This window comes from Spirillospora sp. NPDC046719, from assembly GCF_040645715.1.
Classification (GTDB): Bacteria; Actinomycetota; Actinomycetes; order Streptosporangiales; family Streptosporangiaceae; genus Spirillospora.
The window spans coordinates 1-13,471 of the sequence record NZ_JBEYYT010000257.1 but is presented as its reverse complement, the minus strand read 5'-3'; the positions used below and the strand labels follow the sequence as shown (position 1 = coordinate 13,471).

Here is a 13,471-nt window from a genome sequence, read left to right as displayed (position 1 = left end):
GACGGCCGACGCCAAGGAGTACGCCCACTACCTGCACGGCCTCGGCGACGCCGCCCACGTACCGGCGTCCCAACAGAAGACCGCCGGACGGACCCGCCGGCCCCCCCCCGGCCCGGCGGGACCGTCCTTCTCCGGCCGCCTCGGCGCCGCCGTCACCGGGACCGGCCGAGCAGCCGCCCGGCGGCCTCGGCGACGGCGTCCTCCGACAGCAGCACGTGGGCGGCGGCGTCGCCGAGCGGGATGAAGGAGTCCTCGCTCGCGACGCGGGCGGCGCGGCCGTCGAACCCGGCGTCGGCCAGTGCCGCGAGGACGCCCTCGGAGACGCCGCCGGTCCGCCTCGTCTCGTCCGCGACGAGGACGGCGCCGGTCGCGCGGGCCTCCCGCAGCAGGTCGTCCACGGGCAGCGGGGCGAGCCAGCGCACGTCGAGGACGCGGCAGCGGACGCCGCCGGCCCGCAGGCGGCGCGCGGCCCGCAGGCTCATCCGGAGCCCGTTCGCGAAGGTGACGATGGTGAGGTCGCGGCCCTCCCCGTAGGTGCGGCCGCGTCCGAGCGGCACCGTGCCGCCGGCCGGGGCGAGCCAGCCGCCGTCACCCTCTTCGTGCAGGTCACGGGCATGGTAGAGCGCGATCGGCTCGAGGAACGCGCAGATCCGGCCGTCGCGCTCGGCGGCGTCGGCGCAGGCGCGCAGCATCCCGGCGGCGTCGTCCGGCCTGGCCGGGGACGCGATCACGAGGCCGGGGACGTCGCGGAGCGCCGCCACGGCGTTGTCGTTGTGGAAGTGCCCGCCGAACCCCTTCTGGTAGGCGTAGGCGGCGATGCGGACCACCATCGGGTTCCGGTACCGCCCCGCCGAGAAGAACGGGAGCGTCGCCGCCTCGCCCCGGATCTGGTCGGCGGCGTTGTGCAGGTAGGCGAGGTACTGGATCTCCGGGACGGGCAGCATGCCCGCGAGGCCGAACCCGAGCGCGAGCCCGAGGATCGACTGCTCGTCCAGGAGCGTGTCGAACACCCGCGCCGCCCCGGCTCGTTTCAGCAGCCCACGCGTGACGCCGTAGACGCCGCCCTTGCGCGCGACGTCCTCGCCGAACACGACCGTGCCGGGCCGCTCGTCGAGCAGGCCGGCGAGCGTCCGGTTGATCGCCTGAGCGACCGTGACGGGCTCGCCCCTCCCGGGCGCCTCGACGCCGGGCGACGGCTCGCGGTACCGGATCGGGGCCATCACCTCGGCGGCGGACGCCAGCCGCCGGGCGTCCTTGACCTGCTCCGCGCGCCGGATCACGGCGCGCCGCTTGGCCTCGTACAGCCGGACGATCTCGTCGGCGGTCGCGATGCCCCGGTCGACGAGGAGGCGCGCGGTGCGCAGCAGCGGGTCGGCGGCGAGGTCCGCGGCGATCTCGGCGGGCGTGCGGTAGGCCGACTCGACGTCCGAGCCGGCGTGGCCCATCAGCCGGACGCAGCGCAGGTGCAGGAGGGCGGGCCTGCGGTGCTCGCGGACCCAGCCGGCGGCGCGCCGCGACGCCGCGCAGGCGTCCTCCAGGTCGCCGCCGTCGGCCGGGAAGTAGGCGAGGCCGGGGCGCGAGCCGTAGGCGGCCTCGATCCAGCCGGGCGGGGTGCGGACGCTGATGCCGATGCCGTTGTCCTCGCAGACCAGCAGCAGCGGCATCGGCAGGCCCTGGAACCCGCAGCCGACCGCGGCGTTGATCGCGCCCGCGGCCGTCGAGTGGTTCGCGGACGCGTCGCCGAAGCTGCACACCGCCACCGCGTCGCGCGGCCACGGCGACGCGACCCCGAGCCGGGCGGACCGTTCGATCGCGAACGCGACGCCGAGCGCGCGCGGCAGATGCGAGGCGATCGTGGAGGTCTGCGGGATGACGTGCAGGCGGCTGCTGCCGAACACCTTGTGCCGGCCGCCCGCGATCGGCTCGTCCGCCGCCGCGACGACGCCGAGCAGCACGTCCCGCAGCGGGTCGGGCTCACCGGCCTGCCGGGCCCGCTCCAGGAAGAACGCGCCCGACCGGTAGTGCAGGAGCGCCGGGTCGTCGGGACGCAGCGCGGCGGCGACGGCGGCGTTGCCCTCGTGGCCGGACGACCCGATGGTGTAGTAGCCGCGGTCCTGGGCGCGCAGCCATCGCGCCGCGAGGTCGAGGTGCCGGCTCCCGAGCTGCGCGTCGAACAGCCGGAGGCACTCCTCGCCGGTGAGCGCGCCGGGCGCCCGCGGGGACGCCGGCGGCTTCAGCGACGCGGCCTGCTCCAGGAAGTGGACGTCGGCGGGCTCGGCCATGCGGGCTCCTGCATTGCGGTGAAGCGGTCCGGTTACGAGCATCGTGCGCGCGCGCCGTCCGGGTCGACTCGTGCGAGGCCGCGAACCGGTTGCCCGGTGGCCAAGGGATGCTTAACGCGCGTGCTCGGCGGGCGAAGCCTCAGCCGGGCTTGGCCTCGCGGTAAGCAAGCCGCGCTCTGCCCGATCTTGGCCGAGCGCGGCGGCCCGTTCAGTGTGGGAACCGTGCTCACCTCCGTCATCGGCGGCGCCCGGATCCCGGCGGGGCCGCGCTCGTACCGTTCCACCGACCCGTCCCGGACCGCGGACCTGGTCGCGGAGGTGTCCCTCGCGGACGCCGCCGGCCTCGTCCGGGCCTGCCGGGAGGCGCGCGCGGCCCAGGACGCCTGGCGCGACGTGCCGGCGCCGGTCCGCGGGCAGGTCGTCGCGTCGATCGGCCGGCTGGTCGAGGCGAACAAGCCGGCGCTGGCGCGCGTCGTCGCCCGCGAGGTCGGCAAGCCGTACGCCGAGGCGCTCGGCGAGGTGCAGGAGATCGCCGACACGTGCGCGTTCTTCCTCGGCGAGGGGCGGCGGCTCTACGGGCAGACCGTGCCGTCGGAGATGCCGGACAAGCAGCTGTTCACGTTCCGCGACCCGGTCGGGGTCGTCGCCGTGATCACGGCGGGGAACTTCCCGGTCGCGGTGCCGTCCTGGTACATCGTCCCGGCGCTGCTGTGCGGGAACGCGGTGGTGTGGAAGCCCGCCGAATACGCGGCGGCCTGCGCGGAGGCGTTCTACCAGCTGTTCGCGCACGCGGGCCTGCCGGACGGGGTGCTCAACGTCGTCTACGCCGACGGCCCGGAGACCTATGCCGGGCTGGAGCGCGCGCTCGGCGAAGGGCTCGTCGACAAAGTCGGGTTCACCGGGTCCACGGACGTGGGGTCGCGGATCGGCGAGCTGTGCGGGCGGCACCTGCAGACGCCGTGCCTGGAGCTCGGCGGCAAGAACCCGATGGTGGTCACCGAGGACGCCGACCTGCCGCTCGCTGTCGAGGGCGCCCTGTTCTCCGGCTTCGGGACGGCCGGGCAGCGCTGCACGTCGCTCGGGACGGCGATCGTGCACGAGTCCCTGCACGGCGCGTTCGTCCGGCTGCTGGACGAGGCGGTGCGCGCGGCGCCGGTCGGCGACCCGTTCGAGGACGTCCTGTACGGCCCGCTCATCAGCGAGCGGTTCGCCGCCGGGTTCGAGAAGACGCTCGGCTGGATCGGCGGCGGCCACGCGGTGCACGGCTCGTCCGGCACGGGGCGGATCACCGCGGCGAACCCGCGCGCCGGCTTCGTCGGGGACCCGGAGGCCGGGCTCTTCTACCACCCGGTGATCGTCGACGGCGTCGGTCCCGCCGACGAGCTGTTCATGAACGAGACGTTCGGCCCGGTCGTCGGCGTCGTCCCGTACCGGACGCTGGACGAGGCGATCGCGCTGGCGAACGCGCCGGGCTACGGCCTGTCCGCGTCGATCTACACCACGGACCCGGCGAAGGTGTTCCGGTTCCGGCGGCGGATCTCCGCCGGGATGGTCAGCGTGAACAACTCGACGTCCGGCGCGGAGGCGCACCTGCCGTTCGGCGGGAACGGGCGGTCCGGCAACGGCAGCCGCCAGTCCGGCATCTGGGTGCTGGACCAGTTCACCCGCTGGCAGTCGATGAACTGGGACCACTCGGGGCGGCTGCAGAAGGCGCAGATGGACGTCCTGGAGATCACCCCCGACCTCGGCTTCCGGCTGTAGGGGGCCGCCGTGGAGTCCGAGGCGGACGTCGTCGTCATCGGCGGCGGGGTGATGGGGACGAGCATCGCGTTCCACCTCGCCGAGGCCGGGGTGCGGGTGGTGCTGGCCGAGCGGGACGAGCTGGGCTCCGGGTCGACGTGCAAGGCGGCGGGCGGGGTCCGGGCGCAGTTCTCCGACGAGGTGAACATCCGGCTGGGCGCCCGCAGCCTGGAGGCGTTCGCGCGGTTCCGCGAGCGTCCCGGCCAGGAGATCGACCTGCACCGGGTCGGCTACCTGTTCCTGCTGTCGCGGCCCGAGGACGTCGCCGCGTTCGAGGAGAGCGTCGCGCTGCAGAACGGCCTCGGCGTGCCGAGCCGGATGGTCTCGGTGGCGGAGGCGCGGCGGCTGTCCCCGCTCATCGAGACCGGCGGGCTGCTCGCCGCCGCGTTCTCCCCCGACGACGGGCACTGCACGCCGGAGTCGGTCGTCCTCGGGTACGCGACCGCCGCGCGGCGGCACGGCGCGACGCTGCTGACGCGGTGCGAGGTGCTCGGGATCGACGCGCCCGGCGGCGAGGTCCGGGCGGTCGAGACCTCGCGGGGGCGGATCGCCGCGCCCGCCGTCGTCTGCGCCGCGGGCGCGTGGTCGGCGAGGGTCGGCGCGATGGCGGGCGTCGACCTGCCGGTCGAGCCGCTGCGGCGGCAGATCGCGTTCACCGGGCCTATGCCGGACCTGCCGCGTCCCGTGCCGATGACGATCGACTTCACCACGTCGTTCTACTTCCACGGCGAGGGCGAGGGGCTGATGCTCGGCATGTCCGATCCCGACGAGCGGCCCGGCTTCCTGCTCGACCGGACGGACGCGTGGCTGCCCCGCCTCACCGAGGCCATCGCCGCCCGCGCGCCCCGCCTCCTGGACGCGGGGCTGGCCGGCGGGTGGGCCGGGCTGTACGAGGTCACGCCCGACCACAACGCGCTGATCGGCGAGGACACCGGCGTCTCGCGGTTCCTGTACGCGACCGGGTTCTCCGGCCACGGGTTCCTGCAGGGGCCGGCGGTCGGCGAGGTCGTCCGCGACCTGTACCTGCGCCGCGAGCCCTTCGTGGACGTCGCTCCCCTGCACGCCGCGCGGTTCGCCGGCGACCGCCCCCGCCCGGAGATCAACCGTGTCTGACGTGCTCGCGCTGATGGACGAGTGGGGCCCCGAGCGGGTGGTGTGCGTGTCGGACGCCCGGACCGGGATGCGCGGCGTGCTCGTCATCGACAACACCGCCCGCGGGATGGGCAAGGGCGGCATGCGGATGAGCCCGGGCGTGACGGTCGCGGAGGTCGCGCGGCTCGCCCGGGTGATGACCTACAAGTGGGCGGGCGCCGACCTGTTCTTCGGCGGCGCCAAGGCGGGGATCGCGGCCGACCCGGCGTCCCCGGACCGGGAAGGGGTCCTGCGGGCGTTCGTGCGGGCGCTGGCGCAGGAGATCCCCGCGCGGTACGTCGCGGGCCTGGACATGGGGCTGACGGAGCGGGACGCGGCGATCGTCCAGGACGAGCTGGGCGACCGCGGCGCGGCGGTCGGCACCCCCCACGCGCTGGGCGGCATGCCCTACGACGAGCTGGGCGTCACCGGCTACGGGGTCGCGGAGGCCGCCGACGCCGCCGCGCGCGACGCCGGGATGGAGCTGTCCGGCGCGCGGGTGGCGGTGCAGGGGTTCGGCGCGGTCGGGCACGCCGCCGCGCGCCGCCTCACCGAGCTCGGCGCGACCGTCGTCGCGGTGTCGACCGTCCACGGCGCGCTGTACGACCCGGACGGCCTGGACGTCGCGCGCCTCCTCGCGCTGCGGGCCGAGGCCGGCGACGCGGCGGTGCGCGAGTACGGCGGGCGGCTCCTGGACGCGGGGGCCGAGCTGCTGGTGCCCGCCGACGTCATCGTCCCCGCAGCGCTGCAGGACGTGATCGGCGCGGACGTCGCCGCGCGGATCCGGGCGCGGATCGTCGTGGAGGGCGCGAACCTGCCGACCGACGGCCCGGCGCAGCGGGTCCTCGCGGCGCGGGGCGTCACGGTCGTCCCGGACTTCGTGGCGAACGCCGGAGGCGTCGTCGCGGCCGGGTTCGCGATGGACGCCCGCTACTCGGCGTTCCGACCCGACCCCGGCGCGGTGTTCGCGGCGGTCTCGTCGAAGATGCGCGACAACACCGCGAAGGTGCTCGCGGCCGCCCGCGCGCAGGGCACGACCACGCACGAGGCGGCGCTGGCGCTCGCGCAGGAGCGGGTGCGCGCCGCGATGGAGCTCAAGGGCCGGTGGCGCCGCTGATCTCCGCCTCGACGTCGCGCGCCACGTCCATCAGCCCGCGCATGGCGTCCTTCACCAGCGGGTTGCTGTTGGAGCTGCGGCGCAGCACGGTCACGTGGCGGCGCGGCGTGCGGCGGCTGAGCCGCAGCGTCCGCAGGCCCGGATGCGGGACGCAGCCGAGCGCCGGGACGAGCGCGATGCCGAGGCCGCAGCCGACGAGCCCGCACACCACCGCGTAGTCGTTGCTGCGGAACGCGATGTTCGGCGTGAACCCGGCGGTGCCGCACAGCCGCAGCAGCGCCTGCGCGCCGCAGCTGTCGGGACGGCTCGCGATCCACGTCTCGGACCGCAGGTCCCGCAGCCGCGCGGTGCGGCGGCCCGCCAGCGGGTGCCCGGCCGGCACGCACAGCACCAGGTTCTCGTCCATCACCGGCGTCTCGACGATCTGGTCGGGCCAGCCGCGCGGGAACAGGTCGTACCGGTAGACGAGCTGCAGGTCGAGGTCGCCGTCGAGCAGCTCGGGCAGCAGCTCGTCCGGCTCGCCCTCCGACAGATTGATCTCGATGCCGGGCCGGACCCGCGACAGCTCCGCCAGCACCCGCGGCAGGATGCGGGAGCTCGCGGTCGGGAAGCTGCCGAGCCGCAGCGCGCCGCGCTCGCCGCTGGCGACGGTGCGCAGCTCGCGCTCCAGCGTGGCCAGCGCGGACAGGACGTCGTTGCCCTTGCTGACCAGCAGCAACGCCGCGCTGGTCGGCCGCACGCTGCGGGCCCGGCGCTCGAACAGCACCAGCCCGCAGGCGCGCTCCAGCGCGGCGACCTGCTGGGAGACGGCGGACGCGGTGTACCCGAGGTTGCGGGCGGCGTCCGCGAACGACCCGGTGCGCACGACCTCGCGCACGGTCTGGATGTGCAGGGGACTGATCATCGGTGCTCCCCGTCGACCGGCGGCGCTTCGACGTCTCCCCCGCGGACGCCCCCTTCTTCCGTTCTAGTCGCGTGCGGGCCGTTTGGCCACCAGCGTCAGCACGTCGTACTTGGCGACGGACGCGCCGTCCTGGTTGGTGACGTCGGTGTCCCAGCGGACCTCGCCGTAGTCGGCGCCCTCGCGCGGCGAGATCTCCTTGGCGGTCAGCGTCACCGTCAGCTCGTCGCCGGGCTTCACCGGGGTGAGGAACCGCAGGTTCTCCAGCCCGTAGTTCGCCAGCACCGGCCCCGGCGCGGGCTCGACGAACAGGCCCGCCGCGAACGACACGACGAGGTAGCCGTGCGCGACCCGGCCGCCGAACAGCGGGTTCTCGCGGGCGGCCTCCTCGTCGGTGTGGGCGTAGAAGGTGTCGCCGGTGAACTCGGCGAAGTGCCCGATGTCGTCCAGCGTGACGACGCGGGGCCCGCCGACGGCGGTGTCGCCGACCCGCAGGTCCTCCAGGTGCTTGCGGAACGGGTGCTCGTCGGTGACGGTGCGGTCGGTGCCGGGCACCCAGCGGCCGGTCAGCGCGGTGAGCATCGCGGGCCCCGCCTGGACGGCGGTGCGCCGCATGTGGTGCACGACCCCGCGGATCCCGCCCATCTCCTCGCCGCCTCCGGCGCGGCCGGGGCCGCCGTGGACGAGCGCGGGCAGCGCCGCCCCGTGCCCGGTGGACTCCTTGGCGTCCTCGGAGTTCAGCACCAGCAGCCGCCCGTGCCAGGGGGCCAGGCCGAGGACGACGTCGCGCGCGAACTCCGCGTCGGCGGTGACCACGGACCCGGCGAGGCTGCCGCGCCCGCGCGCCGCGAGCGCGACGGCGTGCGCCGCGTCGGTGTACGGCATCAGGGTGCTGACCGGGCCGAACGCCTCGACCTCGTGCGGCTCGGCGCGCCCGGTGTCGTCGGCGCGCAGCAGCACCGGCGACATGAACGCGCCGCGCTCGGCGTCCGCGCCCCTCACCTCGACCCGCTCGGGGTCGCCGAACACGATCCGGCCGGCGTCCGTCAGCGCCTTGAGCGAGCGCCGCACCTCCTCGCGCTGGTCGAGGGTGGCGAGCGCGCCCATCCGCACGTCCGGGTCGGCCGGGTTCCCGACGGTCACCCGCGCCAGCCGCTCGCGGACGGCCTCGGTGACGTCGTCGAGGAGCGCGGCGGGGACGAGCGCGCGCCGGATCGCGGTGCACTTCTGCCCGGCCTTGACGGTCATCTCCGTGACGAGCTGCTTGACGTACAGGTCGAACTCGGCGGTGCCGGGCGCGGCGTCGGGGCCGAGGACCGAGCAGTTCAGCGAGTCGGCCTCGGCGTTGAAGCGGACCGCGTTGCCGACGATGGCCGGGTGCGTGCGCAGCAGCTTCGCCGTCGAGGCCGAGCCGGTGAACGCCACGACGTCCTGCTCGGTGACGTGGTCGAGCAGGTCGCGCGGGTCGCCGCAGACCATCTGCACGCTGCCCTCCGGCAGCAGCCCCGACTCGACGATCAGCTCGACCAGCCGGGCGGTCAGGAACGCGGTCTGGCTCGCGGGCTTGATCAGGCTCGGCATGCCGGCGAGGAACGCGGGCGCGAGCTTCTCCAGCGGGCCCCAGACCGGGAAGTTGAAGGCGTTGATCTGCACCGCGACGCCGTGGGACGGCGTGCACAGGTGCTGCCCGACGAACGTGCCGCCCTTGCCGAGCGACTCGACGGCGCCCTCCACCAGGACCGTGTCGTTCGGCAGCTCGCGCTTGCCCTTGCTCGCGTAGCCGAACAGCACCCCGATGCCGCCGTCGACGTCGAACTTCGAGTCGCCGAGCGTCGCGCCCGTCCGCGCGGACAGCGCGTACAGCTCCTCGGAGTGCTCCCGCAGATGGGACGCCAGCGCCTTCAGCAAGGCGGCGCGCTGGTGGAAGGTCAGCTCCCGCAGCACCGGCCCGCCGACCGTCCGCCCGTACCGCAGGGCGCCGCCCATGTCGATCCCCGCGGAGGAGATCCGGGCGACCTCCTCTCCGGTGACGGCGTCGTGCAACGGCGTCCCCTCGTCCTCGGGGGCACGCCAGGAACCCGACACGTAGCTGCGCAGCACGACCACAGGGACCTCCTTGTCCACATCTCAGGTTCTTCCTGCCACGAACGGCGTCCGTTCACGCCCTACAGACATGACAGCCCACGGAGGTTTCTTTGTCGACATGCCGCCTTACGGGAAGGGACGATTCCGTTCTACGGTGCGCGGCCGGACCGCCCGGTCGAACGGCCCGGTCACCTCTCGACCACGAGCCGGTCGCCGGCGCTCGAGACGGACACGGCGACCGGCGCGCCGTGCCCGCCGGGGAAGGCGACGGCGACGCGCCCCGGCCCCCGCCGCTCCCAGCGGCCCTCGCGCTCGGCGAGGCGGTCGTCGGGAGCGGGCCGGTGCTCGGTGAGGGTGCCGTCCGGTCGGAACTCCAGGCGCCGCCGCGGCCGGCGGGCCGGAGGGAGCGGGTGGCCTTCCGGCCTGTACACCGCCTCGGCCGGGGTGTCCTCCTCGAAGGCGTGCACCCACGTGCCCGTGACGGGCGCCGGCGTGCCGTTCATGCCGCCTCCTCCGGCGTCCGGCCGGTCATCCGCCGAAGCGGTGGCCGACGAGGTCGAGCGCGTCGTGGAGGTCGGTGAGGGCCTCCCTGGTCAGCCGCTCGGTGTCGTGGAGCAGCCGTTCGACGTCGCTGTCCTGCGCGACGAAGCCCTGCGCGCCGGCCTCGGCGGGCCGGGTCGCGGGAGCCGGCGCATGCGCCGCGGGCGCGGCCTGGTGCGCCACGAGGAACGAGGCGCGGGTCCCCTCCAGGCAGGCGTCGATCCGTGCGCGCTGGCCGTTGGTGAACATGAACATGCAGTCGTCGTCGACGTAGTCCATGTAGTTCATGAACATGTCGCCGTTCGGCCCGTTGTTGCAGGTGACGTGCGGGAACGCGGGCTTGCCGGTGTTGGAGTCGGCCTGGTTCGGCGTGTCGGCGACGCGGTCGCCGTTGCTGCACGCGCCGTCGTCGTCGCCCCAGATGTGGAACAGGTCGAGCCAGTGCCCGATCTCGTGGGTCGCGGTGCGGCCGCCGTTGTACGGGGCGGCCGCGGTGCCGGTCGTCCCGAACGCCGAGTGCAGGATGACGACGCCGTCGGTCTGCGGCGGGCCGCCGGGGAACTGCGCGTAGCCCAGCAGTCCGTCGCCGAGCTGGCACACCCACAGGTTGAGGTACTGGTCGCTCGGCCAGGGGTCGGCGCCGCCGCTGGAGGCCGCCTTCACCGCGTCGTGGGAGTCGAACCCGGCGCGGTCCGTCTCGACCCTGACGATCCCGTCCGTCGGAGCGCCGTGCGGGTCCACGGTCGCGAGCGCGAACTCGACCTCGATGTCCGCCACCAGGGGCTTCCACACGTCCGGCACCCTGGACACATCCGGGTTGGCGGCGCGGAAGTCCCTGTTGAGGACGTCGATCTGGCTGCGGATCTGCGCCTCGCCGATGTTCTGCGCGGGGGTGCTCGGATTGTGCACCACGTGGACGACGACAGGGATGGCGACCACGCCGCTGCGCACGGAGGCGCGGCGGCCGGTCTCGTACTGCAGAGCCCGGTTCTCGATGCGCGCGCGCTGCGCCCGGTAGGTCATGCTCTCGTTCAGCAGCCTGCGGTGGACGTGCATCGCTCCGCACAGGTCGCGCGACGGGGCCGGGAAGGGGTTGTACTCGGTCATAGTGGGTCCTCTCGGATCTCGCGGCCGAGGCCCGCCTCTGCGGCGCGGGCCGCCCGTGCCGTGTCGTGAGCCCTACCAACCCCCGTCGGCCCCCTAAGCTCGAAAAGCCGCAAACTTGGCTTAAACCCCCATAAGCCCCTATTCCACCCGCCATTCACGAACAACGCAGAACGAAGTTACAGATCTTGATGATCTGTTCCCCCGTTCACTACGCTGCGCGCATGCCCACGCTCTCCCGCGTCTCCGCCGAGCTGACCGGCCTGCGCGCCGCCGCCCGCGCGGGGATGATCGGCCCGATGCCGCCGGCGGCGCTGCTGGCGACGGCGCGCGCCCTGCGCGCCTACGGGCCGCTTGGCGCCGCCACCTCCCTGCCCGCCCACCGCTTCCCCGACCGCGTCGGCCTCGTCGACGAGCGGGGCCCGCTGACGTTCGCGGAGCTGGAACGGCGGTGCAACGCCCTCGCCAACGCGTGGCGCGAGCGCGGCGTCGGCGTGGACTCCACCGTCGGCATCCTGTGCCGCAACCACCGGGGCCTGCTCGAGGCGATGTCGGCGGCGGCCAAGACCGGCGCGTCCGTGCTCTTCCTCAACACCGACTTCGCTGCGCCGCAGCTGCGCGACGCCGTGTCCCGCGAGGGCGTGACCGTCCTCGTGCACGACGAGGAGTTCGCGGGGGTCGTCGAGGGCCTCGACCTCCCGCGCCACACCGACGCCGACCTCGACGGCCTCATCGCCGAAGGCGGCACCGCTCCCCCGCCCGCGCCGTCCCGGCACGGCTCCATGGTGATCCTCACCAGCGGGACCTCCGGCCGCCCCAAGGGCGCGCCGCGCTCGCAGTCGCCGTCGATGGCGCTGCCCGGCGGCATCCTGTCGAAGGTGCCGCTCCGCGGCCGCGAGGCGATGTTCGTCGGCCCGCCGCTGTTCCACGGGTTCGGGCTGACCTGCGCCGTCCTCGCGCTCGGGCTCGGCTCCACCCTCGTGCTGCGCCGCCGCTTCGACGCCGCGGAGGTCCTGTCCGACGTCGCCGACCACGGCTGCACGTCGCTGATCGCCGTCCCGGTGATGCTGAACCGGCTGCTCGCCTCCCCCGCCCTCGACGCCCGCGACCTGTCCCGGCTCAAGGTGATCCTGACGGGCGGGGCGCGGCTGGACCCGGACCTCGCCCGCCGCACCGCCGAGGCCTTCGGGCCCGTCCTCCACAACTTCTACGGCTCCACCGAGGCGTCCTGCATCGCCATCGCCACCCCCGGCGACCTCGCCGCCGCGCCCGGCTGCGTCGGCCGCCCGCCCGCGGGCACGACCGTGGCGATCCTCGGCGACGACGACCGCCCGGTCGCCCCCGGCGCGACCGGGCGGATCTTCGTCGACTCGCCCGCCCGGTTCGGCGGCTACACCGGCGGGGGCGGCAAGGAGGAGGTCGGCGGGCTGATGGCCGTCGGCGACCTCGGCCACCTGGACGAGGGCGGCCGGCTGCACGTGGACGGCCGCGCCGACGACATGATCGTCTCCGGCGGGGAGAACGTCCATCCGGGCGAGGTCGAGGACCTGCTGGCCGCCCATCCCGCCATCGCCGAGGCCGCCGTCGTCGGTGTCCCCGACGAGGAGTTCGGCCAGCGGCTGCGCGCCTTCGTCGTCGCCGGCGGCCTCGGCGAGGACGACGTGAAGAAGCACGTCGCCGCCAACCTCGCCCGCCACAAGGTGCCCCGCGAGGTCGTGTTCCTCGACGCCCTCCCCCGCAACCCCGCCGGCAAGGTCCTCAAGCACGCCCTCCCCGAGCCCTAGCCCGCCGCGCGGCGCAGCGCGGCCGTCCCCGCGAGCATCGAGGCCGCCCCGGCCAGCACGATCAGCGCCGCGACCAGCACGGTCACCGGAACGCCCAGCGCGGACGAGGCGGCGCCGAAGGCGAGCGGCGCGACCGCCGCGCCGCCGAACAGCCCGATCTGCACCGTCGCGCCGGCCCGCTCGCCCTGCCCCGGCAGCAGCCGCATCACCGCCGCGAGCAGCAGGCCCGTCCAGCCCCACCCCCCGGCGACGGCGAGCAGCGCGCCCGCGACGAACGCGGCGGGGCCGCCCGCGGCGACCAGGGCCAGGCCGGCCGCGCCGCCCAGCATCATCGCGGTGACCAGCACCGGATTGCGGCGCGGCGCGCGGTCGGCGAGCCCGCCGGCGGCGAGCCGCACGGCGACGGCGACGACCCCGGCCAGCGACTGCATCAGCCCGGCGAGCCCGGTCGACAGCCCGGAGTGGGTGCCGAGCTGCACGAAGAACGACGCGGCGGCGTTCGAGCCGATCGTGGCGAGGCCGGCGGCGAGCGTCCACAGCAGGAGCGTCCGGCCCGCCCGCGCGGGGCCGTCCGCTGCGCGCTTCGGCGCGGGACCGGCCCGGCCCGTCCCGGCCAGGAACGCCGCCGGGATCGCGAGGGCGGGCAGGACGGCGCCGAGCAGCAGCGCCGTCCGCCAGCCGAGCGGGCCGGCGGCGAACCCGGCGAGCAGCCCCGGCACGAGCGGCG

General features: G+C 75.1%; 9 protein-coding genes and 1 pseudogene. 4 read left to right on the top strand and 6 right to left on the bottom strand.

The window, feature by feature from the left end:
- Positions 1-152: 152 nt before the first annotated feature.
- Complete coding sequence (locus ABZ914_RS33165; RefSeq protein WP_500198098.1) at positions 153-2,282, bottom strand: thiamine pyrophosphate-dependent enzyme; 2,130 nt, start codon at positions 2,280-2,282, stop codon at positions 153-155.
- Between the two features lie 222 nt (positions 2,283-2,504).
- Between ABZ914_RS33165 and ABZ914_RS33160 the strand changes: the two genes are divergently transcribed.
- Genes ABZ914_RS33160 through ABZ914_RS33150 form a run of 3 tightly spaced genes read left to right on the top strand, consistent with a single transcriptional unit; the run spans position 2,505 to position 6,330 of the window.
- Positions 2,505-4,043: an aldehyde dehydrogenase family protein gene (locus tag ABZ914_RS33160; RefSeq protein ID WP_500198097.1), complete on the top strand. Its 1,539-nt coding sequence runs from the start codon at positions 2,505-2,507 to the stop codon at positions 4,041-4,043.
- Positions 4,044-4,052: 9 nt separating this feature from the next.
- Positions 4,053-5,195 (top strand): NAD(P)/FAD-dependent oxidoreductase, encoded by a 1,143-nt coding sequence (locus ABZ914_RS33155; protein ID WP_433234100.1) that lies wholly within the window; start codon positions 4,053-4,055, stop codon positions 5,193-5,195.
- Positions 5,188-6,330, top strand: coding sequence for a Glu/Leu/Phe/Val family dehydrogenase (locus ABZ914_RS33150; RefSeq protein ID WP_500198095.1), 1,143 nt, complete (start codon positions 5,188-5,190; stop codon positions 6,328-6,330). Before ABZ914_RS33155 ends, ABZ914_RS33150 begins: the two co-directional genes overlap by 8 nt.
- On the opposite strand, the gene ABZ914_RS33145 is transcribed toward ABZ914_RS33150, so the two are convergent.
- The 4 genes from ABZ914_RS33145 to ABZ914_RS33130 all read right to left on the bottom strand — a co-directional run bounded on the left by ABZ914_RS33145 (position 6,308) and on the right by ABZ914_RS33130 (position 10,963).
- Complete coding sequence (locus ABZ914_RS33145; protein WP_500198094.1) at positions 6,308-7,234, bottom strand: LysR family transcriptional regulator; 927 nt, start codon at positions 7,232-7,234, stop codon at positions 6,308-6,310. The genes ABZ914_RS33150 and ABZ914_RS33145 overlap by 23 nt on opposite strands.
- A 63-nt stretch (positions 7,235-7,297) precedes the next feature.
- Positions 7,298-9,337, bottom strand: coding sequence for a phenylacetic acid degradation bifunctional protein PaaZ (paaZ, locus tag ABZ914_RS33140; RefSeq protein WP_500198093.1), 2,040 nt, complete (start codon positions 9,335-9,337; stop codon positions 7,298-7,300).
- 167 nt (positions 9,338-9,504) lie between these two features.
- On the bottom strand, positions 9,505-9,819 hold the full coding sequence (locus tag ABZ914_RS33135) for a hypothetical protein (protein ID WP_500198092.1): 315 nt from the start codon (positions 9,817-9,819) through the stop codon (positions 9,505-9,507).
- Between the two features lie 25 nt (positions 9,820-9,844).
- Positions 9,845-10,963, bottom strand: a complete 1,119-nt coding sequence (locus tag ABZ914_RS33130) for a zinc metalloprotease (protein WP_500198091.1) — start codon at positions 10,961-10,963, stop codon at positions 9,845-9,847.
- A gap of 221 nt (positions 10,964-11,184) precedes the next feature.
- Between ABZ914_RS33130 and ABZ914_RS33125 the strand changes: the two genes are divergently transcribed.
- Entirely contained in the window at positions 11,185-12,744 is a 1,560-nt protein-coding gene (locus tag ABZ914_RS33125) for an AMP-binding protein (RefSeq protein ID WP_500198090.1), read from the top strand.
- Here the strand turns inward: ABZ914_RS33125 and ABZ914_RS33120 are convergent.
- Positions 12,741-13,471, bottom strand: a pseudogene (locus tag ABZ914_RS33120) (hypothetical protein); the annotation flags it as partial. The gene ABZ914_RS33125 and the pseudogene ABZ914_RS33120 sit on opposite strands and share 4 nt — an antisense overlap.